Below are 25608 nucleotides of genomic sequence, written 5' to 3' on the forward strand. Positions count from 1 at the left end.
TGACAGCGAGGGTGCGGCAAGGCCGTCGAGCCCTTCGCAAAGTTCTGCATCATTCCGTGCTATGCTTGGCTTTTCATTCGCCCCTTTGGTGCTCCGTGAATTCGCCCATCAGCCCGTCCGCCACCAACCTGCGCGACCTGCTCTCCCGCGAAATCAAAACCGCCGAGCTGCTGCGCGCGCTGATTGTCGCCGGACCGATGGTGGCCGCCTATTTCATCGCGCGCGAAACGGCGCTGCTCAATCTCGGGCTGGTCGCGGTCTCGTTGCTCATTCCCGCGCTCAGGCAGCACTTTCCGCCGAAAGTCATCGTCTGGCACTACCTCGCCATCCTCGTGACCTTTGCCGCACTCTTCCTGGCAGCCCCGATCAAGCCGCTATTCGCGGTGCTGACGGCGCTTGCCGGTTTTCTGGCGGTGGCAGGGACCCGCTATGGCGAGCATTTCCGCACGCTGGGCAATTGGGTATTCATCCCCGCCGTCTATCTCGCCTGCGAGGTGCGCGAGGGCGTGAGCACCGCCGAAGCGCTGCGGCATGCCGGCGTGATCGTCGCCTCCTCGCCGATCGCGCTGGCACTGGTCTGCGCCATCCGGATTTACGACCAGCGGCGGCAAGGCGATGCCGCAACCTCGTTCGGGCCGCCCGCGGCCGAGTGGTTCCTGCCCGCGCTGGCAACCGCCATGGCGGTGTTCGCGGCGGCGGCGCTGGTCGAAATCCTGAACCTTGCGCAGGGGCAATGGGTGATGTGGTCGGCCGCGAGCGTCGTGGTCGGCGATCTCTCGACGTCCACCGACAAGCTGAAGCAGCGTACGATCGGCGCCTTCGTCGGCGTGCCGCTGGGCTTCCTCGCCGGCATCGTATTGCCGCAGAGCCGCGTCGGCTACGCGCTCGCGGTGCTGGCGGCGACCCTCACGCTGATCTCGTTTTCCCGCTACATCCTCGGCTTCGGCCTGCGCTGCTTCTTCATCGCGCTGGCCGCCTCCTTTGCCGGCGGCGCCAGTGGCATCGCGGAGGAGCGCATCGTCAACGTGCTGATCGGCGGCAGCTTTGGCCTCATTGCCGTGGCCCTGACCGAGATCGTGTGGCTGCGCATCATGCGTAAGGCGCGGTCGCCCCCCGGGTGAGGCGCGAATGGGCACCTCGCCGCTGTGTCGAATGCGCCAATCTGTCTCGCTCGCCGGCCATGGCGGCGCCAGCCTGATGCAGTAGGTTCGGCCAAAATCAGGAGGGAATCATGTCCGCCAAATTCGATCGCCGCCACTTCGTCGCCGCCGGTACCACCGCACTTGCGATGCCCTTCGTCATGCGCAACGCCTCGGCGCAAGCCGCGTGGCCGTCGCGGCAGATTCGCATGATTTGCAGCTATCCCGCCGGCGGGCAGACCGACCTGCTCGCGCGCGCCTATGGTGAGTTCATCTCCAAGCAGGTCGGCAAGACTGTCGTCGTCGAGAACAAGCCCGGCGCCTCCGGCGCGATCGGCACCGCCGAAGTCGCCCGCGCCGAGCCCGACGGCCACACCATGCTGTGCTCGATCTCGACCACCTACATCATGAACCGGGTGGTGATGAAGAATCCCGGCTACGACATGGACAAGGATTTGGCGCTCGTCAGCGTCATTCCGGGTGCCGGCCTGTTGCTGGTCGCGAACCCCAAGACCGGGGTCAAGACGCTGGAGGATTTCGTTGCGTTCGCACGCAAGAGCGGCAAGGTGAACTTCGGCACCTATAGCGCCGGCTCGGCCCCGCACATGACGATCAACGAGCTCAACAAGCAGTATGGCCTGTCCATCGAGCCGGTCCATTACCGCGGCGAAGCCCCGATGTGGACGGGGATGCTCGAAGGCACGCTGGATGCCGCGATGGGCAGCTACACGGCGGCCCAGTCGGTCCTGCAAAGCGACCGCGGCACCGTGTTCGCGGTGCATTCGAAGAAGGTCGATGTGATCCCTGCTATCAAGACCCTCCCGGAGCAGGGCGCGACCTCGAAATTCTTCACCGTGAGCGGCTTCTCGGGCTGGGCCGTGCCGAAGGCAACGCCGCAAGCGGTCGTCGACCGCCTGGCTGAGCTGTGCGTTGCCGCCAACAACGATCCGAAAGTGAAGGAAGTTCTCACGACCTTCGTGCTCGAACCCGCAATCGGCTTCAAGGAGAGCAACGCCCTGTATCAGCGCGAACTGCCGATCTGGATCGAGAGCGCGAAGTCTCTCGGCCTCGAGCCGGCTTGAGGATCCAGGGGCGACGCAACGCGCCCGCCGTCCTTCCCGGGCCGGCTTCCGACCAAAGCCTAGTGTCGGAAGCGCAATTTCACGCTATGATTGTGCGCCACCGCCGAGAGCCTTCATCGGGGCGGAACGGGAAAGGCCGATTGCATGACACCGGATGGAGTCGCTGTCGCCGTCATGGTCATCCTGCTCTTTCCGATGGGCTATTTCACGCTGGCATCGCCCGCCTTCCTGCTGGTGAAGCTCGATATCCAGCCCGTCGCCCAGCTGCTGCGCGGAATGTTCAACGCCCATTTTCTGGTGATGCGCATCGCCGCCGTGATTGGAACGGTGGCCCTCCTCCTCGACGGCCGCCTGGCGGCTGCGATGGGCGTCGGCATGATCGCTGCCCTGGCAATCTGGGGGCGCAGCTGGTTCATGCGGCGGATGGACGACCAGCTCAGCGCAAGGGACGCCGGCGATGCCGAAGCCCCGCGTCGGTTGCGCAGGCTACATTGGAGCGGAATGCTGGGCAACGCGGCGCTGCTCGTCGCTCTCGTGGGCAGCATTCCCTATATTGCGACGTCGGCGTAAGCGGGATAGCAATCGCTGGCAGCCTCTTGCGTCCGGCCTAGTGCTCGCCCGAACTCGCGGTGGCCTGCTGCGCCTTGTGGATCGAGGACGGCACCACGCCGAAATATTTCCGGAACACCCGGCTGAAATGCGATGAGCTGGAGAAGCCCCAGGAGAACGCGACGTCGGTGATGGTCTTGCCGGCGTGGGCCTCGAGCTCCTGGCGGCAGTTCTGCAGGCGCGCCTGCCAGATGTAGTCGCTCACCGTGGTGCCGCGCTCCGAGAACAGCATGTGCAGATAGCGCTTGGAGCAGCCGAGCTCGGTCGAGATCTGGTCGATGCACAGATCCGGATCGCGCAGGTGCTCGCGGATGAAGAACTGCGCGCGCACATACATCGCTTCGGGCCCGACACGGTCGAACATCGTGTCGGCTTCGCGCAGCGGCAGCAGCAGCAGGTCGATCAGCGAATCGGCGACGCCGACCGCGCTGTTTGCCGACAGCTTTGCCGCCTCGTCGAAGGTCGCATGAACGAAATCGTGGGCGATCCGCCCCGTCCCTGTCTTCGACGACAGCTTGCAGGCGGGCATCCGCTGCGACGGGAATCCGCGGTCGCGCAGCAGCGCCTTCGGCACGATCACGACGTCGTGACGGGTGAAGGCCGGGCTGATGATCGAATGCGGGCAGGAGACGTCATAGGCGATGATGTCGCCCGGGTTGATTTCGATGTGGCGGCCTTCTTGCTCGAAATAGGACACGCCGTAGGTCTGGAAGTGAATCTTGATGTACGGATGCTCGTTGGCCTTGGCGCGCGCCAGCGTATGGGCGATGCGATGCTGACTCACTTCGATCTGGCAGAGCTTCAGGCGCGAGACGCTGGTGTAGTCGATGCGGCCCTCGAGCGAGGACGCCTCCAGCGGATCGACGTCGAAATGCCCACACAGACTCGTCAGCCCGTCGATCCAGCTTTGGATCTGGCGCTTCGGCGTCATGCCGGTCGTCGAGAGCGTGTGAATGGTGTCGGACATTAATCCAGCCACTGGTTTGATCCGGAGAGACGCGAATCGCAACCAGCGCTGCCGGAGCCCTCAGCCGTGATTGCGTGACGTTTACCTCGAATTTGAGCGGTCTTTTGGCACGAGCGCCATCGTTCCATTGCCACCCTTGAAACTTAATCCTCCGCCTTAGTTGCAGCGCCGTCAAGGGGAACCTGAGCGTTGAAGGCACTGTCAAAGCGATGCGGAAGCCGCTGAATTCGCTACTGCAAAATCAAAATCTTCGCGTCCGTGCGCTATGAAGCAAACCGCCTTCTCTCTTGGGCAAGTTTCCCGATGACGAAGTCGTTAGGGATTGCGGCAGGAACAACAAGAACGGGCCGCTCCTGCACGTGGACCCGTGGCTCTCATCAGGAGGAGGAAACAGCACAGCATCGTTTCTGGTCCCAATCGTGACCGCCCTGCACGAGCAGACGCCGGACGAGAAGCCCGGTGAATCAGTATTGCTTCGGAAACAATAAACGAGACCAACGGAGGAATAACTATGCGCAAGGTGCTACTGGCGACCTTTCTTGGCTCCGCGGCGGCGCTCGCCGTCGGGGGCGCCTCAGCCAATGACGAGCTGGTCAAGATGTCGCAGAACCCGAAAGACTGGGTGATGCCGACCGGCGACTACGCCAATACCCGCTATTCCAAGCTCAACCAGATCAACGCACAGAACGTAGGCAAGCTCCAGGTGGCCTGGACCTTCTCGACCGGCGTGCTGCGCGGCCATGAAGGCGGCCCGCTGATCATCGGCAACATGATGTACGTCCACACGCCGTTCCCGAACAAGGTCTATGCCATTGACCTTTCGCAGGAGAACAAGATCGTCTGGAAGTACGAGCCGAAGCAGGATCCGAACGTCATCCCGGTGATGTGCTGCGACACCGTCAACCGCGGCCTGGCCTACGGCGACGGCAAGATCTTCCTGCATCAAGCCGACACCACCCTCGTCGCGCTCGATGTCAAGACCGGTCAAGTTGCGTGGACCGCCAAGAATGGCGATCCGAGCAAGGGCGAGACCGGCACGTCGGCCCCCATGGTCGTCAAGGACAAGGTGCTGATCGGCATCTCCGGCGGCGAGTTCGGCGTCCAGGCCCATATGTCGGCTTACGATATCAAGACCGGCAAGCTGGCATGGCGCGGATATTCGGAAGGACCGGACAACCAGCTCCTGGTCGACGACAAGACCACCGCGCTCGGCAAGCCGATCGGCAAGGATTCCAGCCTGAAGACCTGGCAAGGCGATCAGTGGAAGATCGGCGGCGGTGCCACCTGGGGCTGGATCTCCTACGATCCCGAGCTGAACCTCGTCTACTACGGATCGGGCAACCCCTCGACCTGGAATCCGAAGCAGCGTCCCGGCGACAACAAATGGTCGATGACGATCTGGGCGCGCAACCCGGATACCGGCGTCGCCAAGTGGGTCTATCAAATGACGCCCCACGACGAATGGGACTATGACGGCGTCAACGAGATGATCCTCTCGGACCAGTCGATCAACGGCCAGCCGCGCAAGCTGCTGACGCACTTCGACCGTAACGGCCTCGCCTACACCATGGACCGCACCAACGGCGAACTCCTGGTCGCCGAAAAGTACGATCCGAAGGTGAACTGGACCTCCGGCGTCGACATGGACAAGAACTCGCCGACCTACGGCCGTCCGAAGGTGCTCGACGCAGCTTCGACCGACAAGGCGGGCGAGGACGTCAACGTGAAGGGCATCTGCCCGGCCGCGCTCGGCACCAAGGACGAGCAGCCGGCAGCCTACTCGCCGGACACGCAGTTGTTCTACGTTCCGACCAACCACGTCTGCATGGACTACGAGCCGTTCAAGGTGAGCTACACCGCGGGCCAGCCCTATGTGGGTGCGACGCTCTCGATGTATCCGCCGGCGGGTGAAACCCACATGGGCAACTTCATCGCCTGGGACGGCAAGACCGGCAAGATCGTCTGGTCGAACAAGGAGCAGTTCTCGGTCTGGTCGGGTGCGCTCGCAACCGCCGGCGGCGTGGTGTTCTACGGCACGCTCGAAGGCTACCTGAAGGCGGTCGACGCCAAGTCCGGCAAGGAGCTCTACAAGTTCAAGACTCCCTCCGGCATCATCGGCAACGTCACCACCTACGAGAACGGCGGCAAGCAGTATGTCGCAGTGCTCTCCGGCGTCGGCGGCTGGGCCGGCATCGGTCTGGCGGCAGGCCTGACCGATCCGACCGCAGGTCTCGGCGCGGTCGGTGGCTATGCGGCCCTCAGCAACTACACGGCACTCGGCGGTACGCTGACCGTGTTCGCGCTGCCGAACTAGGCCCATCAGCATCGCTCCGGCGCGTGGAATCAAATCCACGCGCCGGCTCGTCTCCCCCGGGCTCCTTCGAGGATGAATCTCTTGCGTAAAATCTGCTCTGTCATTGCTGCGATGATCTTGGTTGCGTCCGGAGGAATTGCGGTCGCGGACGGTCCGGGCGATCCGACCGCCGTGAAGAAGGAAGACGACGGAAAGTGGCTCGATAAGGAAGGCACTCCGACCTACAAGATTTCCGACGGCACCGTGGACTGGTTCACCTATTCCGGATACCGCCGCTATCACTCCGACTGCCACGTCTGCCATGGGCCTGACGGCATGGGCTCCACCTACGCGCCAGCGCTCAAGGATTCCGTCAAGTCCATGAGCTATGGCGACTTCCTCGGCGTCGTCGCCTCCGGTCGCAAGAACATCTCGACCGCGCAGGAGAACGTCATGCCCGCCTTCGGCGATAATCCGAACGTCGCCTGCTACATGGACGATCTGTACGTCTATCTGCGCGCCCGCTCCACCGAAGCATGGGGCCGGCAGCGTCCCTCCAAGAAGGAGGAGAAAACGGAGGCCTACACCAAGGCGGAAGACGCCTGCATGGGCCATAAATGAACGTTGCTGAGGCTGCCGAGACTACCTCTTGGCACCTTGCGAGAATTTGAGGAGCTACCAATGAAGACACGTGCCGCCGTCGCTTTCGAAGCCAAGAAGCCGCTCGAGATCGTCGAGCTCGATCTGGAAGGACCGAAGGCCGGCGAAGTCCTGGTCGAGATCAAGGCGACGGGCATCTGCCATACCGACGCCTATACGCTCGACGGCTTCGACAGCGAGGGAATTTTCCCATCGGTCCTGGGACATGAGGGTGCGGGCATCATCCGCGAGATCGGCCCTGGCGTGACCTCGGTGAAACCGGGTGACCACGTCATCCCGCTCTACACGCCGGAATGCCGGCAGTGCAAAAGCTGCCTCAGCCAGAAGACCAATCTCTGCACCGCGATCCGCGCGACGCAAGGCAAGGGCGTGATGCCCGACGGCACCAGCCGCTTTTCCTACAAGGGCAAGCCGGTCTATCACTACATGGGCTGCTCGACCTTCTCGAACTTCACCGTGCTGCCGGAGATCGCGGTCGCCAAGATCCGTGAGGACGCCCCCTTCGACAAGAGCTGCTACATCGGCTGCGGCGTCACCACCGGCGTCGGCGCCGTCGTCAACACCGCGAAGGTCACGCCCGGCTCCAACGTGGTGGTGTTCGGCCTCGGCGGGATCGGCCTCAACGTGATCCAGGGCGCCAAGATGGCCGGCGCCGACAAGATCATCGGCGTCGACATCAACGACTCTAAGGAGGATTGGGGCCGCAGGTTCGGCATGACCGAGTTCGTCAACCCCAAGAAGATCACCGGCGACATCGTCCAGCACCTCGTCGGCCTCACCGATGGCGGCGCCGACTACACTTTCGATTGCACCGGCAACACCACGGTGATGCGCCAGGCGCTGGAAGCCTGCCATCGCGGCTGGGGCACCTCGATCATCATCGGCGTTGCCGAATCCGGCAAGGAGATCGCCACCCGCCCGTTCCAGCTCGTCACCGGGCGCAACTGGCGCGGCACGGCCTTCGGCGGCGCCCGCGGCCGCACCGACGTGCCGAAGATCGTCGACTGGTACATGAACGGAAAGATCCAGATCGATCCGATGATCACCCACGTGCTCAAGCTCGAAGAGATCAACAAGGGTTTCGACCTCATGCACGAGGGCAAATCCATCCGTTCAGTCGTCGTCTACTAGCTCGAAAGCGTCACCCCAAGGAGGATCGACCCATGACTGTTGCACTCCATCCATCGATCGACAACGGCCTCAAACAGGGCAGCGGCAGCTTCGCCGGCGGCACGCTGGCCTGCAAATGCAAGGACCACCAGGTCAAGGTCGGCATCAAGGGCGACGTCGCCCACAATCACGCCTGCGGCTGCACCAAGTGCTGGAAGCCGCAGGGCGCGACGTTCTCCGTCGTCGCCGTGGTGCCGCGCCAGAACGTCACCGTGCTCGAGAACGGCGACAAGCTCCAGATCGTCGATCCGTCCGCGGTGATCCAGCGCTACGCCTGCAAGGCGTGCGGCACCCACATGTACGGCCGCATCGAGAACAAGGGCCACCCGTTCTACGGTCTCGACTTCATTCATCCCGAGCTGTTCCAGGAGCAGGGCTCGCAGGCGCCGCAATTCGCCGCCTTCGTCTCCTCGGTGATCGAAGCGGGCGTGAAGCCGGAGCAGATGGCGGGCATCCGTTCGCGGCTGAAGGAAATCGGGCTCGAGCCCTATGATTGCCTGTCACCGGCGCTGATGGATGCGATCGCGACCCACGTCGCCAAAGCCAAGGCCGCCTAACAAGGCCGCCTAACAAGGCCGCCTGAGCAAAGGCCGCCTGAACAAGGCGATCGGACGTTCGCCAGGCCCTATCCGCTCGCTGGCCTTGATCAGTGCCAGCGAGCCGGACCGGGCCCGGCCCCGGGACAGTCGCGGCGATGCCGCCGCCCCTGCAAGCTACGCGTATGCGAGCGTGATTGGCTCCCTCAGTCCTGGTCTCTGAATGACTGCGCAGCGCCGCCAACTTCCGTCTTGAAGTTCCCGGCTCCTGCGTTTCTCCCTCCCTCGACTGAGGCACCTTGCTTCGTCCGCGCAGTCTTTCTGGCGGACGAAGCTTTTTTCATCGCACCCCCTGTTTGCGAATACGCGGCCCACGCGGCGCGCTGACGCGCCCTGCTTTTGACAAACCATCGATGCAATCTTTTCCCGGTGAGAACACCCGGCTGTGAACGCCGGGCGGTGGTGATCTCTGCTACGATCGCGCCGTCACGATGCCGCACGACGTTCAATCAATTAAGAACAAAAACGGGGGAGGTATCGAGCACATCCAGACATCGCCATCGGCGTTCCTGCCTCCCTCCGGGATCTGCCCGCGCGGGACGAGGGCGGAATGTGGCGCGACCAGGCACGAGCCGTCGCCGATCGGCGTCGGCAAGCTTTGAATTTGGCATGCTTATGAAGAGCGAGGGACGATCATGATCAAGGTGAAGATCAACGGCCAGGAACAGAGCTGGGACGGCGACCCGGATCTCCCACTACTCTGGTTCCTGCGTGACGAGGCCGGACTGACCGGCACCAAGTACGGCTGCGGCCAGGCCCTGTGCGGCGCCTGCACCGTCATCGTCGACAAGCAGGCCGTGCGCGCCTGCATCACGTCGGTCAATGACGTCGCCGGACGCGAGGTCACCACGATCGAAGGGCTGCATCCGACTGGCGATCATCCGGTGCAGAAGGCGTGGCGCCAGGTCAACGTACCGCAATGCGGCTTCTGCCAGGCCGGTCAGATCATGCAGGCCGCCGCGCTTCTGATGGACAACCCGAAACCCTCGCACGACCAGATCCGCGAGTCGATGTCAGGCAACATCTGCCGCTGCGGCTGCTACCAGCGCATCGAGAACGCGGTCCATCTCGCATCGACGGGGGTGTGACATGAATTTCATCGACAATCCCGGCAAGCTCCATAGCTTCGAAAAACGTGGCTTCGAAAAGAACATCAAGGTCGAGAAGGTCTCGCGCCGTAGCATCCTGAAGGGGCTCGGCATCACCGGCGGCTTCGTGCTCGCCGCACCCGTGATGTCGCGCCAGGCATTGGCCTACGAGACCGGCGCCGGCAAGATGCCGCACGGCGTCGTGGTGGATCCGCGCGTGTTCGTTTCGGTCGGGCCCGACGGCATCGTGACCATCGTGGGTCACCGTTCGGAAATGGGCACCGGCGTCCGCACCAGCCTGCCGCTGATCGTGGCCGAGGAGATGGAAGCCGACTGGTCCAGGGTCAAGGTGCAGCAGGCCCATGGCGACGAGGTCAAGTTCGGCAACCAGGACACCGACGGCTCGCGCAGCACGCGGCACTATCTGATCCCGATGCGCCAGATTGGCGCCTCGGCCCGCACCATGCTGGAGCAGGCCGCGGCAAAGCGCTGGGGCGTGCCGGCGACCGAGGTCAAGGCGGTCAATCACGAGGTCGTCCACAGCGCCAGTGGCCGCAAGCTCGGCTTCGGCGAGCTCGCTGCCGACGCCGCCAAGGAATCGGTGCCCAGCATCGAAGGCCTCAAGCTGAAGGACCCCAAGAATTTCCGGTATCTCGGCAAGGGCCAGGTCGGCATCGTCGATCTCCACGACATCACCACCGGCAAGGCGCATTACGGCGCCGATGTGCGGCTGCCGGGCATGAAATATGCCGTGATCGCGCGCCCGCCGGTAACCGGCGGCAAGCTGGTCTCGTTCGATCCCGATGCGGCGCTGAAGGTCCCCGGCGTCGAGAAGGTGCTGAAGGTTCAAGGCTGGCCGTGGCCATCAAAGTTCCAGCCGCTCGGCGGCGTCGCCGTGATCGCGCGCAACACCGGCGCGGCGATCAAGGGCCGGGATGCGTTGAAGCTGGTCTGGGACGATGGTCCCAACGGCAAATACGACTCCGTCGCCTACCGTAAGGAGCTCGAGGAAGCCTCGCGCAAGCCGGGCCTCGTCTTGCGCAAGGAGGGCGATGCGGACGCTGCCCTGAAGGGCGCCGACAAGGTGATCGTCGGCGAGTACTACGTCCCGCATCTTGCTCATGTCAGCATGGAGACGCCGGTGGCGGTCGCCGACGTCAAGGGCGACAAGGCGGAGATCTGGGCGCCGGTGCAGAGCCCCGGCGGCACCCGCGAGGACGTCGCCAAGACGCTCGGCATTCCCGAGGGCAACGTCACCGTCAACGTCACGCTTCTCGGCGGCGGTTTCGGACGCAAGTCGAAATGCGACTTTGCGCTCGAGGCCGCGCTGCTCTCGAAGGAGCTCGGCGCACCGGTGAAGGTGCAGTGGACGCGCGAGGACGACATCCATAACGGCTTCCTGCATACCGTCTCGGTCGAGCGGATCGAGGCCGGCCTCGACAAGAGCGGCAAGGTGGTCGCCTGGCGCCATCGCAGCGTGGCCCCCAGCATCGCCTCGACGTTCGCTGCCGGGACCGTGCACCAGGCCCCGTTCGAGATCGGCATGGGCCTCGTCGACATGCCGTTCGAGATCGCCAACATCTCGTGCGAGAATCCGGAAGCCGCGGCGTTCACCCGCATCGGCTGGTTCCGCTCGGTCTCGAACATCCCGCGCGCCTTCGCTGTGCAATCAATGGTCGGCGAGATCGCGCAAGCGACCGGCCGCGACCAGAAGGAGACGCTGCTCGCGCTGATCGGAAGCCCGCGCATCGTCAAACCGGAGGTGAAAGACCTCTGGAACTACGGCGAGCCCCAGGAGAGCTACCCGATCGACACCGCGCGCCTGCGCAAGGCGGTCGAACTGGTCGCCGAGAAGGGTGAGTGGGGACGCAAGGTACCGAAGGGCCACGGCCTTGGCATCGCGGTGCACCGCAGCTTCGTCAGCTACATCGCGACCATCGTCGAGGTCGCCGTCGACGACAAGGGCAAGCTGACGGTGCCACGGGTCGACACGGCGATCGATTGCGGCACCTATGTCAACCCCGAGCGCATCGCCTCGCAGATCGAAGGCGCGGCGATCATGGGGCTGAGCCTTGCCAAATACGGCGAGATCACCTTCAAGGACGGCAAGGTGCAGCAGAAGAACTTTGACGACTTCCAGGTCGTCAGGATGGATGAATCTCCTGTGGTGACCAACGTCTACATCGTGCCACCCGGACCCGACACGCCGCCGAGCGGCGTCGGCGAGCCCGGTGTTCCGCCATTCGCACCGGCGCTGATCAATGCGATCTTCGCGGCGACCGGAAAACGCATCCGCTCGCTTCCGATCGGCAAACAATTGGAAGCGTGAGACGGAACAGAGGCGCGAGACGGAACACAAGCGGTCTCGCGCCGTTTCCATCGATCTGACAGGAGCAGATCGATGACAAATATCTCAAAGGCGCTCGCAGTCTCGTTGCTGTCGGGCGCCTTTCTTGTGACGGCCTCCGGCGCATTCGCCCAGAGCAACACGACGCCGCCGGCCACCGCGACACGTCCCACCGCGCCGGACCAGAACTCGCTGCCCAACGCCGCCCCGCCTGCCTCGACCACCCAGACCACCGGACAGCACAATCCGGATCCCAAGGTTCGCGAGATGAACCAGAAGGAAAAGGACAAGGTGGAGCGTCAGGGGAAGTAGCCTTCGCGTCTGCGCATTGATGCGCCCTCCCCCTGCGGGAGAGGGCAGCGACGTTGGCTGACACGAGCTCACTTGGGTGAGGGGTTGTCTCGGCGAGTCCCCCTCGCGATGAGAGCGCGGATAGAACCCCTCATCCGGCGCTTCGCGCCACCTTCTCCCCCAAGGGGAGAAGGGAAGTAAGCGCGTTCGACGCCTTCCATCGCAAAAATGCGGCGGACGTTGCCGTCCGCCGCATTCGCCACCCCCCTGCTGCTCCGCTTCTTTCGATCCGCCGCGGAGCTACTTCTTCAGCGCGAACACCCAGATGACGCCGCCTTGCGGCACGTTGGCTTCGATGCCGATGTTGTTGGTCACCAGCGCGTCCTGGATGCGCTGCGCGTCGACGCCCCATCCCGACTGGATCGCGATGTATTGGGTGCCGTCGATCTCATAGGACACCGGCATGCCCATGATGCCGGAGTTGGTCTTCTGCTCCCACAGGAGCTCGCCGGTCTTGGCGTTGAAGGCGCGGAAGTTGCGGTCATTGGTGCCGCCGACGAAGATGAGATCGCCCGCGGTCGCCGTCACCGAACCGAACAGCTGCGACTTCGGGAAGTTGTGTTGCCACACCTTCTTGCCCGTGGTGGGATCCCAGGCCTGCAGCTCGCCGAAATGATCCGCGCCCGGCTTCGTCTTCAGGCCGATGTCTTCCGGCTTGGTGCCGAGCCAGAGCTCACCCGGCTTGAGGGCGACTTTCTCGCCGGTGAAACCGCCGCAGAAATTCTCGTTGGCCGGCACGTAGACGAGGCCGGTCTTCTGGCTGTAGGCCGCCGACGGCCAGTCCTTGCCGCCCCACAGCGACGGACAGAACTCGACACGCTTGCCGATCACCGGCTTGTGCGCGGGGTCGACGATCGGCTTGCCGCTCTCGGGCTCGATCCCCTTCCAGACGTCGGTCGAGACGAACGGCCAGCCGGCGACGTAGTTGATCTTGGTCGGCGTGCGCTCGAGCACCCAGAAGATCGCGTCGCGGCCCGGATGGACCAGGCTCTTGATGTTGCGGCCATCGCGTTGCAGGTCGATCAGCATCGGCGCATCGACCTCGTCCCAGTCCCAGGAATCGTTCTGGTGGTACTGGTGATAGGTCTTGATCTTGCCGGTGCTCGGATCGAGCGCAAGCACCGAGGAGGTGTAAAGATTGTCGCCGGGATGGGTCTCGCCGGGCCATGGCGCGGCGTTGCCGACGCCCCAATAGATCGTCTTGGTCTCCTTGTCGTAATTGCCGGTCATCCAGGCTGAGCCGCCGCCGTTCTTCCAATCGTCGCCCTGCCAGGTGTCATGGCCCGGCTCGCCTTCGCCTGGAATGGTGAAGGTTCGCCACAGCTCCTTGCCGTCCTTGGCATCATAGGCCGCGATATAGCCGCGCACGCCGAACTCGCCGCCGGAGCCGCCGACAATGACCTTGCCATCGACGACCAGCGGCATCAGGGTCATGTACTGGCCCTTCTTGTAGTCCTGCACCTTGGTGTCCCACACCACCTTGCCGGTCTTGGCATCGAGCGCGACGACGTGGTCGTCCGTGGTGGCGAGGTAGAGCTTGTCCTCCCAGAGGCCAACGCCGCGGCTGGTCGGGTGCAGCTGGAACAGATCGTCGGGGAGCTGCCGCTTGTAGCGCCAATATTCGTCGCCGGTCTTGGCGTTGAGCGCGATCACCTGTCCCATCGGGGTCGCCACGAACATCACGCCGTTGTTGACGATTGGCGGCGCCTCGTGGCCTTCGACGACGCCGGTGGCAAAGGTCCAGACCGGCGTGAGATTCTTCACGTTGGAGGTGTTGATCTGATCGAGCGGGCTGTAGCCGTGCCCGTCATAGGTGCGCCGATAGAGCATCCAGTTGTTTGGCTCCGGATTCTCCAGCCGCTGTGCGGTGACCGGTGCGTAATTCTCGATCGGACCTGACACGGCGGCGGTCGAGGCGAGGCAGGTGAAGGCGACGAAGCCGGACAGGTACCATTGCTTCCTGGTCATGGACGTTCCCCTTTTCATCCGTTTGAATTCTTGTGTTGAATTCTTGTCGTTCGTCCCGTCGTCCGCCCAACGGCGGATACGACCTCTCGTGACGCGGGCGTGGGCCCGCACCGTCCGTCATCCTGGCTGCGCGCCACCTACCTTTCCGATGAAATTGCCGGCGACGCTGAGCGAGCCGTCAGCGAGCGCCACCGGCAGCGCCGCGAGCCGTCGCGGCGCCGGGCCGAACACGACCTGTGCGCCCGCACGAGGATCGTATTCGGAGTTGTGACACATGCACTTGAACACCTCCTTGTCGCCGACATCGCTCTTCACCCAGGCGGTGACGGGACAGCCGGCATGCGAGCAGATCGCCGAATAGGCGATGATGCCGTCGACCGCGCGCGCGGCCGTCTTCTCGTCAAGCTCGGCGGGATCGAGCTTGATGATCAGGATCTCGTTGAGCCGGGAGGCGCTGCGCACCACCGATGTCTTGGGATCCTTCGGCCAGGCATGCACCGGCGGTCCGCCGGCCGGCAGGTCGGCCGCGGTGATGGGCTTTCCCTCCTTGTCGCCTTCGGAAAAGACGAGCACATCGCCTTTCTGCGGCCGTTCGTCGGACCCGGGCGGATCCTCGCCCGCGTGCGCAGACGCGGAGCAACCGAGGCAGGCGGTGGTGGCGAGCGCGCCAAGCAGGATCGTTCGCCGCGTCTGCTCGGCACAGGCGTCGGCTTCGGGTTTCCCAGGACTCTCGGACGGTGATGAATTGGTTGTGAACGATGCGCGGGACATGTTCACAAGCAGGCACTGGAACTCTGCCGAAAACAAGGCGAAGAGTTGGCACCGCAGTGCATCAATGTGGCTTTGCTCGCGTTGATTGAACAACGATGAACGTGTTCAAGCGCCTTTTCACAATTCAACGTCGCGCCGCGCGAGCGGCATGATGATTTTGCAGATCAGACCGATGATGTTGGAATTGGTGCAACGCGCTATTCGTCGCGCTGCGCAAACGCAGCGCGACGACCCTGCATGTTTTGCAGGCAGCCGGTCGTTGTCAGGACCTGAGCACGTGGCGCGGCGCGGCGATAGAACCGGAGACGGTGGCCGATGCCATCTCAAAACTGTCGGCGATGCGGCGCGCTTTGTCGATGAACAGGCTAGCTGCTGGCGGCGGGCAGACCTCGCGCGCGGTCTGCTCGAACAGATCGAGCCAGCGGTCGAAATGATCGCCGACCAGGCTCAGCGGTAAATGCGCCCGCATTGGCGAGCCGTGATAGCGGCCGCTCATCAGCACGACCGAGGACCAGAAATCTCTGAGCTTGGCGAGATGCTCGTCCCAATTCTGCACGATCCCGAACACCGGGCCCAGCCGTGCATCTTCGCGCACGCGGCCATAGAAGCGGGTGACGAGTTCCCCGATCATCTCTTCGGTAATCCCGGTGCGCTCGATCGCATCCTGGGTCAACAGGTTCCGCCGCGCGGCCGCCGCCTCGCGCTCGGCCTTCAGTCGATCCGACATGTCCTTCGTTTTCCGTTCGTTGTTCCCCGCGTTCCCGCGAGCCGCCCGTTCGACATTGTCAGGCCTAATGCGCCCGACATCTTTGTCCTGGCGCAAATTGCGGGATTGGGCCGCGGGCGTTTCGAGCCCGGCGTCTGCTCCTTGATCAGTATCGTAGGGTGGGCAAAGGCGCACTTGCGCCGTGCCCACCATCAGTCCGATACGGCCACGGAACGTGGGCACGCTTCGCTTTGCCCACCCTACGGGACCGTCTTTGTCGCGATGACAGATCACGTACCGTAGCTGTAGAAGCCCTGCCCGGTCTTGCGGCCGAGATGGCCTGCATCGACCATCTCCTTGAGCAGCGGCGCTGGCCTGTATTTAGGATCGTTGAAGCCCTTGTAAAAGACATCCATCACCGAAAGCATGGTGTCGAGCCCGACGAGATCGGCCAGAGCCAGCGGCCCGATCGGATGGTTGCAACCAAGCTTCATACCAGCATCGATCTCTTCCGCGGTCGCAATTCCCTCCTGGAGCGCGAAGATCGCCTCGTTGATCATCGGGCACAGGATGCGGTTGACGGCAAAGCCGGGGCTGTTCTTGGCGGTGATCGCCACTTTGCCGACGCGCTTGGCGAAATCGAGGGCCTTGGCGTGGGTGTCGTCGGAGGTCTGCAGGCCGCGGATCAGCTCCAGCAGCGCCATCACCGGCACCGGGTTGAAGAAGTGCATGCCGATGAAGCGGTCGGGACGATCGGTCGCCGCAGCGAGCTTCGTGATCGAGATCGACGAGGTGTTGGTCGCAAGCAGCGTTCGCGGCGACAACGTCGCGCAGAGATCCTTCAGGATCTTGACCTTGAGCTCCTCGTTCTCGGTTGCGGCCTCGATAACCAGATCGCAATCGGCAAGCTTCGCCCGGTCGGTGGTGCCGGTGATGCGCTTGAGCGCCGCCTCGCGATCGGCCGCCGACATCTTCTCCTTCTTGACCAGACGCTCGAGGCTGCCGCCGACGGTCGACAGCCCGCGGTTCACCGCCGCGTCGGAAATGTCGACCATCACGACCGAGAGCCCGGCCGCCGCGCAGACCTGCGCGATACCATTCCCCATGGTCCCTGCCCCGATGATGCCAACGGTCTGGATCATTGCTCCATATCCTTCATCCTTGCGGCCCCGCCGACACGGCACGGCCCATTATTCCCTGCATCAGGCTCTAGCACCGCCGAGGGGCGCCTGCGACCTGATCCTGCCTCTCCTTAAAGCATCCACGGCGGGAATAAAGCCGCCGACGGGCGCGAAACGGCCCGATTTGGCCGCATGGCGCGTAATTTGCCCCAAAATTGCGTCCCTGCCCGGCCGGGACAGCGGCCTCCCTCAATCGGACGACGCGGCGGAGCTGACGGCGTGGTGTAGTCGGCGCGCAATGGCCACCGCGAATGCCTCGCGACGCAATTGTGAGATCGACCACATCGGCTTCGTGCCCCACCTGTTAGCCTCGCGCAAATGAAGACACATATTGCACTTCCCATCATCCTCGCCGCTCTGCTCGTCGCAACGCCAGGCTTGGCAGCCGAGACCAGAGGAGCCGGCTCAACCTTCGTTTCGCCCGTGATGGCGAAATGGACCGACGCATATAAGGCCAAGACCGGCAACGTCGTCAGCTATCAAGCGGTCGGCTCCGGCATCGGCCTCGGCCTGATCAAAAAGGAAGCCGTCGATTTCGGTGCCAGCGATATGCCGCTCGACCCCAGGGAGTTGGACAGGCTCGGCCTGATGCAATTCCCGATCGTCATCGGAGGCGTCGTGCCAGTGGTCAATATCGACGGCGTCAAGCCCGGCCAGATCCGCTTCACCGGGCAGGTGCTCGCCGATATCTATCTCGGCAAGCTCAGATCCTGGAGCGATCCGGCGATCGCCGCGATCAACCCCGACGTCAGATTGCCGAACGCTGCGATCACGGTGGTCCATCGCATCGACGGCTCAGGCACGACATTCAACTGGTCGAACTATCTGTCGAAGGTTAGCCCGCAGTGGGAAGCCAGCGTGGGCGAAGGCACCTCCGTCGAGTGGCCGCTTGGCCTCGGCGGCCGCGGCAATGATGGTGTCGCCTCGCTCGTCGGTCTCATACCCGGCGCGATCGGCTATCTCGAATATACTTACGCGCTGCAACGGCTCGACCGGATTTCCTTCGGTATCGTGCAGAACAGCGCCGGCAATTACGTCGTGCCCGACGCCGCATCGTTCCAGGCGGCGGCATCAAGCGCGGACTGGAAGGCGGAGAAGGATTTCCATCTCGTGCTCACCAACGCGCCCGGCGAAGACGCCTACCCGATCACGGCGACGACCTTCGTGCTGATGCCGAAGGCGCCGAAATCACCGGAACGATCGGCAGCCGCCATCGACTTCGTCCGCTGGTCGCTGGAAAACGGAAAATCCGAGGCCCAGACGCTCAACTACGTCCCGCTCCCGCCTGCCTTGATCGACCAGATCGAACGCTATTGGCAGCAGAGCCTGGAAGCACAGACGGCAACGGCGGCCGTGAAGCGCTGAACAGCGACGGCGGCCGTCAATCGAGATTGGCTCTCCGCATGCCAATCTCGATTGACAGGCCGCCATTATTTCAATAATCGTTGAAATATGGAAAAGATGGACGCCGTCGCGGCGCTCGCCGCGCTCGCTCAGGACAATCGCCTCGATGTCTTCCGCTTGCTGGTGCAGGCCGGCCCCGAAGGCCTGACCGCCGGCGCGGTGGCCGAGGCGCTGGATCTCGCCCCCAATACGCTGACCTTCCATTTCGACCGGCTACGGATGGCTGGGCTCGCGACCGTCCGTCGCGAGGGGCGTTCGATGATCTATGCGGCGCGGTTCGAGACCATGAACGCGCTGGTCGGATTCCTGACCGAAAACTGCTGCGGCGGGGTGTCATGCGCTCCGGCAAAGCCTTCGAAACCGGCGCGGAAGCGCAGCAAAGTGCCAGCCTGAAAGGACAGACCATGAAGCGCCTGCACGTTCACGTGTCCGTCGAGGATCTCTCCCATTCCATCGGATTCTACTCCGCCCTGTTTGCCAGCGAGCCCTCGGTCGTGAAGTCCGACTATGCCAAATGGATGCTGGACGACCCCCGCGTGAATTTTGCGATCTCGACGCGCGGACGCGCGGCTGGGCTCGATCATCTCGGCATCCAGGTCGAGACCGGCGAGGAACTCCAGGAGGTCTATGCCCGACTGCGCAAGGCCGGCGGCAACGTCGTCGAGCAGGGGCAGACCACCTGCTGCTACGCCAAGTCGGAAAAGTCCTGGATCGACGATCCGGCCGGCATCGCCTGGGAAACCTTCCACACCACGGGCGAGAGCACCGATTACGGCGACGGCAGCGGCGAGAACCAGGCGCGGGTCGCGCATGAGAAGCCGGAGCAGCAATCGGCCTGCTGCGCGCCGCAGGCGGCGCCGGCAACCTCGCGGGCCTGCTGCTGAGCACGAGGGCACCTGCAATGGACGCGATCATCTACCACAATCCCGATTGCGGCACGTCGCGCAACACGCTTGCCATGATCCGGCATGCCGGTATCGAGCCGCACGTGATCGAATATCTGAAAACGCCGCCGTCGCGGGCATTGCTGCAGCAGCTCGTCGCGCGCATGGGGATTTCGGTGCGCGAGGCGGTTCGCGAAAAAGCGGCGCCCTATGCGGAGCTCGGGCTCGCCGATCCGGCGCTGACGGACGATCAGTTGCTCGACGCGATGATGGCGCATCCGATCCTGATCAACCGACCGATCGTGGTGACGCCGAAAGGCGTCAGGCTATGCCGCCCCTCCGAGCTCGTGCTGGATCTGCTACCGCCGCAGCGGGGCGAATTCGTCAAGGAAGACGGCGAGCGCGTCAGGCTGGATCGCGACGCCTGATGCCGAGCCTTGCACAGCGCGCCTTCGCCGAGTGGCTCGGGACGGCGTTCCTGCTTGCTGCGGTGGTCGGCTCCGGGATCATGGCGCAGAAGCTCTCGGGCGGAAACGTCGCGCTGGCGCTGCTGTGCAATACGATCGCCACGGGCGCAATCCTGGTGGTGCTGATCCTGATCTTCGCTCCGATATCGGGGGCTCATTTCAATCCGGCGGTCACGCTCGCATTCGCCTTGCGCGGCGAAACGACGTGGACGGACGCGGCGACCTACGCCATCGCCCAGATCGCCGGCGCGGTCGCGGGTGTCGGGATCGCGCACCTGATGTTCGAGCTTCCTGTCCTCCAGCTTTCCCTCACGGCCCGCACCGGAGCCGGACAATGGCTGGCCGAGGCTGTAGCCACCTTCGGTCTGCTCTCGACGATCTTTGGCGTCGGGCACCGGACCAACACCGCCGTGCCTTACGCCGTCGGCCTCTATGTCACGTCGGCGTATTGGTTCACCTCGTCCACCTCGTTCGCCAACCCCGCGGTCACCATCGCCCGCTCACTGTCCGATACGTTCGCGGGTATTGCCCCGCAAGGCATGCCGGCTTTCATTGCCGCGCAGTTCATCGGCGCAATTCTCGCCGTTCTGCTCGCGCGCTGGCTTTGGGCCCCCGAAAGGCAAAGCTCCCGTCAGATCGTGTCAGAAGAGCCTGCATAACGCGGCGCCAGCCGCATTTTTTGAATTGAATCGCGTTTCCAAACCGTTCCTCCCGGGTATTCTGTGGATGTCAGCAAGACTCGCAGGAACCGGTCCGTGAAGCCGCTACGAACACCCGATATCGACGATCAGGAGGCATTCCGCCCGGCACCGAAGCGTCAGGCCGCATGAACGACTTCGCACGATCCGTTGGCGCGGCGCTCTCGCTGATCGGCGAAGCCGACGCCGAGCTGCTCGGCATCGTCGCATTGTCGGTGCGCGTCAGCCTGACCGCGAGCGTCCTTGCCCTGCTGATCGGTGCACCGATCGGCGCCTTGCTTGCGATCACGCGTTTCCGCGGGCGGCAGGTCATCATCGTGCTGACCAATGCGCTGCTCGGTCTTCCGCCGGTCGTGGTCGGGCTCGCGCTCTATCTTCTGCTGTCGCGGTCCGGCCCGCTCGGCGCGGCCGGATTGTTGTTCACGCCGGCCGCCATGGTGATCGCGCAGACGCTGCTGGCCACGCCGATCGTGGTGGCGCTGGTGCACCGGCCCGCGAGCCTGCTGTGGGCGGAATATGGCGATCTGGCACGGATCGACGGGCTGTCGATCTTCCGCTGCATGGCGCTGCTGTACGCGCTGGGCCGGACCTCGCTGCTGACGGCGTTTCTCGCGGCCTTCGGGCGCGCCATCGCCGAGGTCGGTGCCATCATCATCGTCGGCGGCAACATCCGCGGCTTCACGCGCACGATGACGACCGCGATCGCGCTGGAGACCAGCAAGGGCGATCTGCCGCTGGCACTCGGGCTCGGCCTGATCCTGCTCGCGCTCAGCGTCGCGGTGTCGACCATCGCCTTCCTGCTAGTGGGACGCGTTGGGGAAAAATAGCTGCTCGCCGCCAACCTTGTATCCGGCGATCGCCTCCTGCCCCTTCGATGACACGAGCCAGTCGATGAAGGCCTGCCCATCCTTCGCCTTCACATTCGGGTGCTTCTCGGGATTCACCAGCATGACGCCGTACTGGTTGAACAGCCGCTTGTCGCCCTCCGTCAGGATGGCGAGCTCGCCGCGATTCTTGAACGACAGCCAGGTGCCGCGGTCCGACAGAACATAAGCGTTCGACGACGACGCCATGTTCAGCGCCGGGCCCATGCCCTGGCCGATCTCACGATACCAGCTGTCCTTGCCGGCACTGATGTCGACGCCCGCCTCCTTCCACAGCCGGAGCTCGGCCGCGTGCGTGCCGGATTTGTCGCCGCGCGAGATGAACGGCGCCTTCGCCGCCGCGATCTTGCGCAGCGCATCCGTGACGTCCTTGCCGCCGGCGATCTTCGCGGGATCGCTTTTGGGCCCGACCACAACGAAGTCGTTGTACATGACGTCGAAGCGCTTCACGCCCTGCCCTTCGGACATGAACTTGTCTTCGGCAGCCCGGTCATGGACGAACACCACGTCGGCATCGCCGCGCCGCCCGATATCCAGTGCCTGTCCGGTACCGACGGCAACGACCTTCACGCTGATGCCCTCGTCCTTCGAGAACAGCGGCAGCAGATGGCCGAACAGGCCCGACTGTTCCGTCGACGTGGTCGAGGCAACCGTGATGGTGCGATCCTGCGCGAATGCGATGGTGGACCAGAGCAAAGCTGCTCCGATGGCGACAATCTTCCTCATGCGTCGTCCCCCACAAACAATGACGGTCCTGAATAGCCGATGGCGATGGCGACGGGAACCCCGACATTCGGCCGCAGAGAGTTGAAGCGATGGCATCAAATCGGCAGGAACGCCGATGCCGCAGGCGGATTGTCCGGAGATGTCATGGCAAGGAGAATCCCATGAAAAAGATCATTCTGGCATCCGCATGCATCATGGCGCTGGCGACCGGTAGCGCCTTCGCGCAGACACAACCGGCTCCCGGCGCCTCCGGTCAAGGCGACGTCGGCCCCTCCTCGCGCGGCCCCGCGACCAAGGGAATGACGACCGGCAAGTCGTCGAACATGCAGAACGAGGCCAGTGACAGCAAGGGCGCACAATCGCCGTCGGCCGGCGGCACCAACACGAATAACATGGGCAGCCAGGCCGGAGGCAGCGCGGGTTCAGGATCCGGTTCAGGTTCAGGTTCCGGCGGGCGATAGACCAAGACGCAGAGCTCGGCCCGGGCCGTCTTGAAGCGCGAGGCTCGCGAATCAGCCGCGACATGTGGCGCAGCGAGTCTCGGCTCGCTCCGTCATGTTGCGCGCACAAGATTCCGGTCGCCGTCTTGCCGTGTACGTCATCAATTTATGTTCGACGCGCGTGGTGTAGTTACCGCAGCATTAATTCTGTCGACCTGACGTTGCATCGGAAACACACTGCACATCTTTCCCGATGCGCGGCAACGATCAGCATTGACCCGATCACAGGCAGCAACATACCGTCGCAATCACGATCAGCTGTCGATGATGTTTGGCGATCCGCCATCCGGCGCAGCACCAAGAGCAAGACAAGGGGCTGTGCGCCATGCGCGAATGCATCGGGGCTGCGACGTTTTCACGACAAGCGAACGACGATCGGGGCAGACATCCACAGCATCCCCTATCCTTCACAGGCAAGCGAGCCGCGTTCCGGCGCCTGCTGTTAATGAGCGCCTCGGCGGCGGCGCTGTCGGCGGTTTTGCCAGACCAGGCGGCCGCGCAGACCTGGACTGGCGCCACCAACAATGACTGGACGGTGGGCTCGAACTGGAACACCGGAACAGCGCCCGTCGGCGGCGCGGTTCTCATCGCCACGCCTGCAGACGTTGTTCTCGGCGTGGTCCCCGGCGCGACCAGTACGACGGGTAATTTCAGACTCGGTGGTGCTGCAGCCGGCGTAACAACCAGTCTCACAATTCAAAATGGCAGCACACTGACCAGCACAGGCAGCACCATTGCGATTGGCAACGCCCTCGGTGCGACGTCCGCCTTGACGGTGACCGGAGCCGGTTCGCAATGGATCGTCAATGGCACACTGCAAATTCTTGCAACAGGGAACACGCTCAATATCGAAAACGATGGAACCGTTGTTGCGACGAGCAGGGCTGTTGTTGGCACCCCAGCCGGGACCTCCACAGCCACACTCAACGTCAAGGGCGGCACGCTTGAGACTGGCTTCATCACCATTGCCAACGCTGGCGGCCAGGTGAATTACGACAATGCCGTGATCCGCGCCCGGGGCAATAACGCGAACTTCTTTGGCGGCACCGCCGCCCAGAACAACATCGCCGCGGGCGGGTTGACCTTCGACACCAACGGCTTCACCGTCATCGCATCAGCCGCGGGCGGCCTCAGCGGCGTCGGCGGATTGACCAAGACCGGCAACGGAACCTTGTTCCTTCGTGGCGGCAGCACCTACACCGGCGAAACGGTGATCCAGCAGGGCACGCTCGCCATCGGTGTCGTCGCCGGCGCCAGCGACGCCCTCGCCAATTCGAGGCGTGTGGTCGCAAATGCGACATTCGATATTTCCGGCATCGTCGACGCCACCTCTCACATTCAGAGCCTTGCCGGCACCGGCACCGTCGTGCTCGGCACCAAGACGCTGGCGATCACCAATGCCGGCGACACGTTCGCAGGCACACTCGGCGGCACCGGCGGCCTGCAGATATCAGGCGGCACGCAGACGCTGTCCGGCGTCAACACCTATGGCGGCGCAACCACGATCACCGGCGGCACCCTGCGCGCCGGCGCGGCCGGCGCCTTCAGCGCCGCATCCGCCTATGTCGCGGCCGCAGGCACAACGCTCGACCTGAACGGCTTCAACCAGACCATCGCATCGCTCGACAATGCCGGCCTGGTGCGAACCGGCGGCGCGCCGGGGACCACGCTAACGGTGAGCGGCAATTATGTCGGTAGCGGCGGCACGCTTCTCCTCAACACCGCGCTCGATGGCGACAGTTCGATCACCGATCGCCTGGTCGTGCAAGGCGCCACCTCCGGTGCCTCCACGCTGCGCATCGCCAATGTCGGCGGCGGCGGCGCGCAGACCGTCGAAGGCATCAAGGTGATCGACGTCGCCGGCGCCTCGAACGGCACCTTCGCGCTGCAGGGCAATTACGTCATTGGCGGCCAGCAGGCCGTGGTCGGCGGCGCCTATGCCTATACGCTGCAGAAGAACGGGATCAGCACGCCCGCAGACGGAGACTGGTATCTGCGGTCCAGCCTGATCAATCCGCCGCCATCGGCGCCGGCCGGGCCGCTCTATCAGGCCGGCGTTCCCCTCTACGAGAACTACGCACAGGTGCTGCTCGGGATGAACCAGCCGGCGAGCCTGCAGCAGCGCGCCGGCAACCGCTATTGGGGCGGCAGCGAAGCGATGGCCCGCGCAGGCATTGATACCGCGCAGACGGCCGAGGGCTCATGGACGCAATCAGCGTTCTGGGGCCGGATCGAGGGCGGCCAGAGCGCGTTGCGGCCTTCCAACACCACCGGCTCCACCTATGATTCCGACGAGATGAAGGTGCAAGTCGGACTCGACGGCGCTGCGCTCGACAATTCGCGCGGCCGGCTGATCGTCAGCCTGACGGCGCAATACGGCCTGACCACGGCCTTCGTCAATTCGCTGTTCGGCAACGGCCGCATCCGCGCGCAAGGAACCGGCGTTGGCGCAACCGCGACCTGGTACGGCCATGACGGCTTCTATGTCGACGGCCAGGCGCAGACCATGTTCTATCGCAGCGACCTGTCATCTGCGCTGGTCGGCTCGTTGATCCACGGCAATGAGGGCCTTGGCTACGCGTTCAGCCTCGAGGGCGGCAGGCGGATCGCAATTGGCAACGGCTTCTGGCTGGCGCCGCAGGCGCAGCTCGCCTATTCGAAGGTCGGCTTCGATGCCTTCACCGACCGCTTCGGCGCGCTGGTCTCGCTCGGCAACGCCGACAGCCTGCTCGGCCGCCTCGGGCTATCGCTCAATCATCAGCGCACCTGGAACGACGGCACGGGCATCGTCCGCTCTGACCTCTATGCCATCGGCAATCTGCACTACGAATTTCTCGAAGGCACCAGGATCGATGTCGCCGGCACCGGCTTCGCCAGCGGCCATGACCGGCTGTCGGGCAGCATCGGCGGCGGCGGCACCTATAGCTGGGCCAACGGCCGCTATGCCGTGTTCGGCGAGCTCACCTATCGCGCGAGCCTCGATGCTCCCGCGGACAATCACAGCTATAGGGGCACCGGCGGCTTCCGTCTGGTGTGGTGAGCGCTGCCCGCGAAGGTAGCGGTCGATCGCGCTGCAGCGTCACGACGATCGCGGTCTCAGTGTGATGGCCGACACTT

General features: G+C 64.0%; 24 protein-coding genes. 18 read left to right on the forward strand and 6 right to left on the reverse strand.

Translation table 11 applies throughout. The features are described 5' to 3' along the window. The first annotated feature begins 95 nt into the window (after positions 1-95). From BM190_RS33390 to BM190_RS33400, 3 genes are all read left to right on the forward strand, one after another. Complete coding sequence (locus BM190_RS33390; protein WP_092261823.1) at positions 96-1121, forward strand: FUSC family protein; 1026 nt, start codon at positions 96-98, stop codon at positions 1119-1121. Positions 1122-1231: 110 nt separating this feature from the next. Next, a complete protein-coding gene (locus BM190_RS33395) occupies positions 1232-2221 on the forward strand; it encodes a Bug family tripartite tricarboxylate transporter substrate binding protein (RefSeq protein WP_092261824.1) in 990 nt (329 codons plus the stop codon). Between the two features lie 144 nt (positions 2222-2365). Then, positions 2366-2791, forward strand: coding sequence for a hypothetical protein (locus BM190_RS33400; protein WP_092261825.1), 426 nt, complete (start codon positions 2366-2368; stop codon positions 2789-2791). A 37-nt stretch (positions 2792-2828) separates the two neighbouring features. Here the strand turns inward: BM190_RS33400 and BM190_RS33405 are convergent, their stop codons facing one another. After that, positions 2829-3797, reverse strand: a complete 969-nt coding sequence (locus BM190_RS33405) for a helix-turn-helix domain-containing protein (protein ID WP_018320733.1) — start codon at positions 3795-3797, stop codon at positions 2829-2831. A gap of 511 nt (positions 3798-4308) precedes the next feature. On the opposite strand from BM190_RS33405, the gene xoxF5 reads away from it, so the two are divergent. From xoxF5 to BM190_RS33440, 7 genes are all read left to right on the forward strand, one after another. After that, positions 4309-6111, forward strand: a complete 1803-nt coding sequence (gene xoxF5, locus BM190_RS33410; protein ID WP_018320734.1) for a lanthanide-dependent methanol dehydrogenase XoxF5 — start codon at positions 4309-4311, stop codon at positions 6109-6111. 111 nt (positions 6112-6222) lie between these two features. After that, on the forward strand, positions 6223-6711 hold the full coding sequence (locus tag BM190_RS33415) for a c-type cytochrome, methanol metabolism-related (RefSeq protein ID WP_018320735.1): 489 nt from the start codon (positions 6223-6225) through the stop codon (positions 6709-6711). 60 nt (positions 6712-6771) lie between these two features. Then, entirely contained in the window at positions 6772-7881 is a 1110-nt protein-coding gene (locus BM190_RS33420) for an S-(hydroxymethyl)glutathione dehydrogenase/class III alcohol dehydrogenase (RefSeq protein ID WP_018320736.1), read from the forward strand. A 32-nt stretch (positions 7882-7913) separates the two neighbouring features. Further along, the gene (gene gfa / locus BM190_RS33425; protein WP_018320737.1) at positions 7914-8477 is read left to right on the forward strand and encodes an S-(hydroxymethyl)glutathione synthase; all 564 of its coding nucleotides are present in this window, start codon (positions 7914-7916) and stop codon (positions 8475-8477) included. Between the two features lie 674 nt (positions 8478-9151). Beyond that, positions 9152-9604 carry a (2Fe-2S)-binding protein gene (locus BM190_RS33430; RefSeq protein WP_018320738.1) on the forward strand — a complete coding sequence of 151 codons (453 nt, stop codon included), beginning with the start codon at positions 9152-9154 and terminating at the stop codon, positions 9602-9604. A gap of 1 nt (position 9605) precedes the next feature. Then, positions 9606-11933 carry a xanthine dehydrogenase family protein molybdopterin-binding subunit gene (locus BM190_RS33435; RefSeq protein ID WP_092261826.1) on the forward strand — a complete coding sequence of 776 codons (2328 nt, stop codon included), beginning with the start codon at positions 9606-9608 and terminating at the stop codon, positions 11931-11933. A 72-nt stretch (positions 11934-12005) separates the two neighbouring features. After that, positions 12006-12263, forward strand: coding sequence for a superantigen-like protein SSL4 (locus BM190_RS33440; RefSeq protein ID WP_018320740.1), 258 nt, complete (start codon positions 12006-12008; stop codon positions 12261-12263). Between the two features lie 279 nt (positions 12264-12542). Here BM190_RS33440 and BM190_RS33445 read toward each other — a convergent pair whose 3' ends face one another. The 4 genes from BM190_RS33445 to BM190_RS33460 form a co-directional block, all read right to left on the reverse strand. Continuing rightward, positions 12543-14270 (reverse strand): methanol/ethanol family PQQ-dependent dehydrogenase, encoded by a 1728-nt coding sequence (locus BM190_RS33445; RefSeq protein ID WP_092261827.1) that lies wholly within the window; start codon positions 14268-14270, stop codon positions 12543-12545. A gap of 117 nt (positions 14271-14387) precedes the next feature. Beyond that, complete coding sequence (locus tag BM190_RS33450; protein WP_092261860.1) at positions 14388-15041, reverse strand: QcrA and Rieske domain-containing protein; 654 nt, start codon at positions 15039-15041, stop codon at positions 14388-14390. A gap of 262 nt (positions 15042-15303) precedes the next feature. Then, positions 15304-15768 carry a group III truncated hemoglobin gene (locus BM190_RS33455; protein WP_018320743.1) on the reverse strand — a complete coding sequence of 155 codons (465 nt, stop codon included), beginning with the start codon at positions 15766-15768 and terminating at the stop codon, positions 15304-15306. 269 nt (positions 15769-16037) lie between these two features. Beyond that, on the reverse strand, positions 16038-16889 hold the full coding sequence (locus BM190_RS33460; protein WP_092261828.1) for a 3-hydroxybutyryl-CoA dehydrogenase: 852 nt from the start codon (positions 16887-16889) through the stop codon (positions 16038-16040). A gap of 357 nt (positions 16890-17246) precedes the next feature. On the opposite strand from BM190_RS33460, the gene pstS reads away from it, so the two are divergent. From pstS to BM190_RS33490, 6 genes are all read left to right on the forward strand, one after another. After that, positions 17247-18293, forward strand: a complete 1047-nt coding sequence (gene pstS, locus BM190_RS33465) for a phosphate ABC transporter substrate-binding protein PstS (RefSeq protein ID WP_092261829.1) — start codon at positions 17247-17249, stop codon at positions 18291-18293. A gap of 87 nt (positions 18294-18380) precedes the next feature. Beyond that, positions 18381-18725 (forward strand): ArsR/SmtB family transcription factor, encoded by a 345-nt coding sequence (locus BM190_RS33470; RefSeq protein ID WP_092261830.1) that lies wholly within the window; start codon positions 18381-18383, stop codon positions 18723-18725. Positions 18726-18736: 11 nt separating this feature from the next. Next, the gene (locus BM190_RS33475; protein ID WP_026202415.1) at positions 18737-19216 is read left to right on the forward strand and encodes an ArsI/CadI family heavy metal resistance metalloenzyme; all 480 of its coding nucleotides are present in this window, start codon (positions 18737-18739) and stop codon (positions 19214-19216) included. A gap of 17 nt (positions 19217-19233) precedes the next feature. Next, the gene (gene arsC, locus BM190_RS33480; protein WP_092261831.1) at positions 19234-19644 is read left to right on the forward strand and encodes an arsenate reductase (glutaredoxin); all 411 of its coding nucleotides are present in this window, start codon (positions 19234-19236) and stop codon (positions 19642-19644) included. Continuing rightward, entirely contained in the window at positions 19644-20342 is a 699-nt protein-coding gene (locus BM190_RS33485) for an MIP/aquaporin family protein (protein ID WP_092261832.1), read from the forward strand. Before arsC ends, BM190_RS33485 begins: the two co-directional genes overlap by 1 nt. A gap of 167 nt (positions 20343-20509) precedes the next feature. Beyond that, on the forward strand, positions 20510-21208 hold the full coding sequence (locus BM190_RS33490) for an ABC transporter permease (RefSeq protein ID WP_018320750.1): 699 nt from the start codon (positions 20510-20512) through the stop codon (positions 21206-21208). Here the strand turns inward: BM190_RS33490 and BM190_RS33495 are convergent. Continuing rightward, positions 21182-21991, reverse strand: a complete 810-nt coding sequence (locus BM190_RS33495) for an ABC transporter substrate-binding protein (RefSeq protein WP_092261833.1) — start codon at positions 21989-21991, stop codon at positions 21182-21184. The genes BM190_RS33490 and BM190_RS33495 overlap by 27 nt on opposite strands. Positions 21992-22152: 161 nt before the next feature. On the opposite strand from BM190_RS33495, the gene BM190_RS33500 reads away from it, so the two are divergent. Together BM190_RS33500 and BM190_RS33505 are read left to right on the forward strand one after the other, a co-directional pair. After that, the gene (locus BM190_RS33500; RefSeq protein ID WP_092261834.1) at positions 22153-22452 is read left to right on the forward strand and encodes a hypothetical protein; all 300 of its coding nucleotides are present in this window, start codon (positions 22153-22155) and stop codon (positions 22450-22452) included. Between the two features lie 484 nt (positions 22453-22936). After that, a complete protein-coding gene (locus BM190_RS33505; RefSeq protein ID WP_177237452.1) occupies positions 22937-25531 on the forward strand; it encodes an autotransporter family protein in 2595 nt (864 codons plus the stop codon). Positions 25532-25608 lie beyond the last annotated feature (77 nt).

Origin of the sequence: Bradyrhizobium sp. Rc3b, assembly GCF_900114915.1 — a bacterium.
Taxonomy (GTDB): Bacteria; Pseudomonadota; Alphaproteobacteria; order Rhizobiales; family Xanthobacteraceae; genus Bradyrhizobium.

Coding starts and splice junctions, on each gene's coding strand:
- BM190_RS33500 (WP_092261834.1), top strand. CDS start 22,153: ATGAAAAAGATCATTCTGGCATCCGCATGCATCATGGCGCTGGCGACC.
- BM190_RS33420 (WP_018320736.1), top strand. CDS start 6,772: ATGAAGACACGTGCCGCCGTCGCTTTCGAAGCCAAGAAGCCGCTCGAG.
- arsC (WP_092261831.1), top strand. CDS start 19,234: ATGGACGCGATCATCTACCACAATCCCGATTGCGGCACGTCGCGCAAC.
- xoxF5 (WP_018320734.1), top strand. CDS start 4,309: ATGCGCAAGGTGCTACTGGCGACCTTTCTTGGCTCCGCGGCGGCGCTC.
- gfa (WP_018320737.1), top strand. CDS start 7,914: ATGACTGTTGCACTCCATCCATCGATCGACAACGGCCTCAAACAGGGC.
- BM190_RS33430 (WP_018320738.1), top strand. CDS start 9,152: ATGATCAAGGTGAAGATCAACGGCCAGGAACAGAGCTGGGACGGCGAC.
- BM190_RS33455 (WP_018320743.1), bottom strand. CDS start 15,768: ATGTCGGATCGACTGAAGGCCGAGCGCGAGGCGGCGGCCGCGCGGCGG.
- BM190_RS33490 (WP_018320750.1), top strand. CDS start 20,510: ATGAACGACTTCGCACGATCCGTTGGCGCGGCGCTCTCGCTGATCGGC.
- BM190_RS33435 (WP_092261826.1), top strand. CDS start 9,606: ATGAATTTCATCGACAATCCCGGCAAGCTCCATAGCTTCGAAAAACGT.
- BM190_RS33395 (WP_092261824.1), top strand. CDS start 1,232: ATGTCCGCCAAATTCGATCGCCGCCACTTCGTCGCCGCCGGTACCACC.
- BM190_RS33450 (WP_092261860.1), bottom strand. CDS start 15,041: ATGTCCCGCGCATCGTTCACAACCAATTCATCACCGTCCGAGAGTCCT.
- BM190_RS33495 (WP_092261833.1), bottom strand. CDS start 21,991: ATGAGGAAGATTGTCGCCATCGGAGCAGCTTTGCTCTGGTCCACCATC.
- BM190_RS33470 (WP_092261830.1), top strand. CDS start 18,381: ATGGAAAAGATGGACGCCGTCGCGGCGCTCGCCGCGCTCGCTCAGGAC.
- BM190_RS33505 (WP_177237452.1), top strand. CDS start 22,937: ATGAGCGCCTCGGCGGCGGCGCTGTCGGCGGTTTTGCCAGACCAGGCG.
- pstS (WP_092261829.1), top strand. CDS start 17,247: ATGAAGACACATATTGCACTTCCCATCATCCTCGCCGCTCTGCTCGTC.
- BM190_RS33405 (WP_018320733.1), bottom strand. CDS start 3,797: ATGTCCGACACCATTCACACGCTCTCGACGACCGGCATGACGCCGAAG.
- BM190_RS33400 (WP_092261825.1), top strand. CDS start 2,366: ATGACACCGGATGGAGTCGCTGTCGCCGTCATGGTCATCCTGCTCTTT.
- BM190_RS33440 (WP_018320740.1), top strand. CDS start 12,006: ATGACAAATATCTCAAAGGCGCTCGCAGTCTCGTTGCTGTCGGGCGCC.
- BM190_RS33460 (WP_092261828.1), bottom strand. CDS start 16,889: ATGATCCAGACCGTTGGCATCATCGGGGCAGGGACCATGGGGAATGGT.
- BM190_RS33485 (WP_092261832.1), top strand. CDS start 19,644: ATGCCGAGCCTTGCACAGCGCGCCTTCGCCGAGTGGCTCGGGACGGCG.
- BM190_RS33475 (WP_026202415.1), top strand. CDS start 18,737: ATGAAGCGCCTGCACGTTCACGTGTCCGTCGAGGATCTCTCCCATTCC.
- BM190_RS33445 (WP_092261827.1), bottom strand. CDS start 14,270: ATGACCAGGAAGCAATGGTACCTGTCCGGCTTCGTCGCCTTCACCTGC.
- BM190_RS33415 (WP_018320735.1), top strand. CDS start 6,223: ATGATCTTGGTTGCGTCCGGAGGAATTGCGGTCGCGGACGGTCCGGGC.